Annotated in this window: 2 protein-coding genes; both read right to left on the bottom strand. The window is 58.6% G+C overall.

The annotated features are described in order from the left end of the window. Positions 1 to 64: 64 nt before the first annotated feature. The gene (locus HUK65_RS18165; RefSeq protein ID WP_179907666.1) at positions 65 to 1,564 is read right to left on the bottom strand and encodes a hypothetical protein; all 1,500 of its coding nucleotides are present in this window, start codon (positions 1,562 to 1,564) and stop codon (positions 65 to 67) included. A 29-nt stretch (positions 1,565 to 1,593) separates the two neighbouring features. After that, a complete protein-coding gene (locus tag HUK65_RS18160; protein ID WP_235442270.1) occupies positions 1,594 to 3,093 on the bottom strand; it encodes a helicase-related protein in 1,500 nt (499 codons plus the stop codon). Between the last annotated feature and the right edge of the window lie 216 nt (positions 3,094 to 3,309).

The following is a 3,309-nucleotide window of genomic DNA, read 5'->3' as shown; positions in this document are numbered from 1 at the left end:
CCGGGAACGCCGCGCACTCGACGCGCTGGATGAAATCAGAGGGAACCGGTAAGATGCGTCAGACTCAGAACACTAGAGACAAGCCCTGGAAGTTCTCGGTGTTCATAAGGACGCCAACGGTCTCGGCCTCTATCGCCTCGATCTCGGCCAAAAGACCTTCGCGAAACTGCGCATCGAAGAACCTAGTGTCGAGCAGAAGCGCGCTGTTTCTTTGCAGAAAATCTGTCGTCAGCGGGGCTGTGTATTCATCCAGAACATCAATTGCAAAAAGTCGGACCCACTCTTCCCGCTGAGCTTCATTCGCCGCAATCTCCGGATAGAACTCCTCCGGGATGCGATCGAGCGTGATGCAGTACTGGGTGTCGACGACGAACTTTTTCTTCAGCCACAGCCGTTTCTGAAAGTCTTCGAGCTGGGCGAGAAAGTCGATCAGGTGTTGCGCGATGCGTCGCAGCACCTTGACCTTGGCCAGATAGGCTTCCACTCGCGGCGCATCGGCGGACTCGATGTCGTCCAGCCGCATGACCTCGTTCTTGATGTAGAAGTCCAGCTCGCGCCGCAGGAACCCGCCCAGATCCTTGTGGATGAAGTAGTCCATCGTGTTCCGGCCCGTGTACTGGGTCAGGTACTTCTCCAGCAGCGTCCGGTCCTTCTCGGCCTCGGTCGGCGCCGGAGTCATCAGGGCGGTCACATAGTCACCCGCGCCATCCAGCTTGGGCAGGAGCGCCTTTACCTTCGCCGCTGCCTCGGCGAGGCGGGTCTTGCGCCAGGTGCCTTCCTGGCCGGTCTTCTCGGGGTCCGGGCGGTACTGAAACTGGATCACCAGCTCCGGCTCGCCGGTGTCGCCCGTCTCGATCTTCACCGGCTCCGGCTCGTGGATGATGAAGTAGCGTTCCGTCTGTTCGGACGTCTTGACGTTATTGTGCTCGCCCTCGGACGCCGAGACGATCCGGCAGTGGACCTTGAGTGGCTTCTGCTCAAACAGCGCGCCGTGCTTGTCCTTGAACTCCTTCGCCTGCGTCGGATCGAAGGTGAAGTTGGTCAGGTACTCGGACGTCTTGATGTAATACTGGTCGCGGTTGGCCCAGTGCAGATAGACCTCGCGCCCGTCATAGGGGACGGCGTAGGGGGCCGCCTTGCCGTCCGTCTCGCGCGCAAAGTAGCGGCGGCTCATGAAATCGCCGTTGTCGTAGTAGCGCTCGAAGAAGCGGTAGAGGTGGTCGTAGACGTCGCCCTCGTTGCTGCCGCTGTCTTTGGCCGCATCCCAGGCCGCCTTGGCTTCCTTCACTTTCGGAGCGGCATCCGGATCGGGTGCGCCGAATTCCTCGGCCTGCTTGCGCGCGGCCTCGTAGGCAGCCTTCGCTTTCTCGACACGGGCGCCGTCCACCTCGCCGAAGGCGTTGCGGATGATGCCAAGCAGATCTTCCTCGAGAAACTTGGTCACCTGACCGGCCTTCGCATGCATGATGCGATAGAAGCCGAAGTCCAGGTCGGGCTGGTCGAGCTGGAACAGCTCCTTCAGCAGGCTGATAAGGCGGTCTCTTTGTTTCTCGACGTTCGGCATGTGACGGGTTTCTCCTGCGTTCTGTTGGCTCACACGACCGCCCAACGGACGGCGAAGAGCTCTTGTTTGCTGATATCCTGCTGAAGGCGGACTTCCAGGTCGGAAATCATCTGGTCACGTTCCTCGATGATCTCGTCTTCCACCTCGAAGATGCGCTGGCGCAGCCGGCGCTTGGATTTCTCCAGATCCTGAATCTGCATCTGGATCCGGTGCTGCTCCTCGGGAGACTCGGCCGTACGCGCCTCACGCTTGAGTTCAAGGATCCGCGCCTTCGCGTCCTTCAATTCCTTCTCGGCGGCGAAGACCTTGTCCTCGGCCCACCTTTCGAGCTTCTGGCTTTCGGTCGAGAACCATTCAGCGTTCTGACGCTTCAGGGCTTCGGTCACTGCCCTCTCTCGTACCGCAAACGCGTCATCAAATTGAGACGTGTCGATTGATCCGGGGTTTTCGATTATCCGGCAGGGCATCTCGAACAGGCGCCGAGCGATCTCTTCCTCGATCAACTCGCCCTCATCCGTAATGGCTGCGAACAGGATGTGGTCCTGCGCGTCGAAGCCGGAGAAGCTCAGGCAGCGCGCCGCGAGTATACCGCCGCGCCCAACAAGCGGCTCGATGCTAACGGCCTTGGCTGGCCAAGCCGAGTAATCGAACGCCAACGAGGCCTCGCTGAGGGTTCGGTCCTTGGACCACTGGATGACAAGCTGTGCCAGCGGGTGACCCAAACGGTATCTGTGTTCACTCAGACCGTTCTTTGCGATCCCGTAGCCGCCAGCAGGCACAGCAAGCCCACCTGGCGGCTCCTTCAGCGTGAAGGTCAGGTGCTCATCATCGAACTGAGCTCGGTCGCGGAGCTCGTGCCGCGTAATGGCCCAGAGCATTCTTTCGTACCGCCCAATGTACTCCTTGCTCTTGTCGAGATTGATCTTCAGGCGGTCATGAACCTCGGCGTCGAAGTTCTCAAGAAGCTTTCGCCGAGTGTCCTCCATCGCGGCACTGATGTTCTCGTCCATTTCCCCCCGAAGGCGGGAAAACTCAGTTTCGATCTCTTCTGTCGATCTGCAAGTTTGGTAGATGGAGACGATGCGCTTCTCGAATTCGACCCCAGACTCGATGGATCCCAAAACCTCGTCAGACGCACCGAATACCCCAGAGAACAGTTGAAACTTCTCAGCCAGAAGCTCATAGACACGTTGGTCTGCCGCATTGTTTTTGTTTAGGAAGTTTACGACTACGACGTCATAGAGCTGGCCATAGCGATGGCATCGGCCGATCCGTTGCTCGATCCTCTGAGGGTTCCAAGGCAAATCATAGTTTACGACGATCGAACAGAACTGCAGGTTGATGCCTTCGGCGGCTGCCTCTGTTGCGATCATGATCGAGGCGTGTTCACGGAAGTACTCGACCAGTGCTGCCCGAATGTCGGCCGTCCGAGAGCCTGTGATGCGGTCGCTGCCCTTGTGTTTTGCAAGCCATGCATCATAAATCGCTTTTGATTGTGAGTCGGTGTTGGACCCGTTGAAAAGAACCAGCTGATCGCCGTAACCGTTGTCAGATAGAAGGCGAACGAGATAATCTTGGGTGCGGCGTGACTCCGTGAAAATGATGGCTTTCTGGGCGGCGCCGAGCTCTTGCGTCTTGGTGAAGCCCGCTCTAAGCGCGCTGAGAAGTGCTAGTGTTCTGAGTCTGACGCATCTTACCGGTTCCCTCTGATTTCATCCAGCGCGTCGAGTGCGCGGCGTTCCCGG

The sequence above is a fragment of the Rhabdonatronobacter sediminivivens genome (genome assembly GCF_013415485.1).
In the GTDB taxonomy this organism is placed as follows: Bacteria; Pseudomonadota; Alphaproteobacteria; order Rhodobacterales; family Rhodobacteraceae; genus Rhabdonatronobacter; species Rhabdonatronobacter sediminivivens.
The sequence above is the reverse complement of the archived record's forward strand: the minus strand, read 5'-3'. Positions and strand labels throughout refer to the sequence as shown.

Bases quoted from the DNA above. Each gene is read 5' to 3' on its own strand.
- HUK65_RS18165 (WP_179907666.1), bottom strand. From the start codon at position 1,564: ATGCCGAACGTCGAGAAACAAAGAGACCGCCTTATCAGCCTGCTGAAG.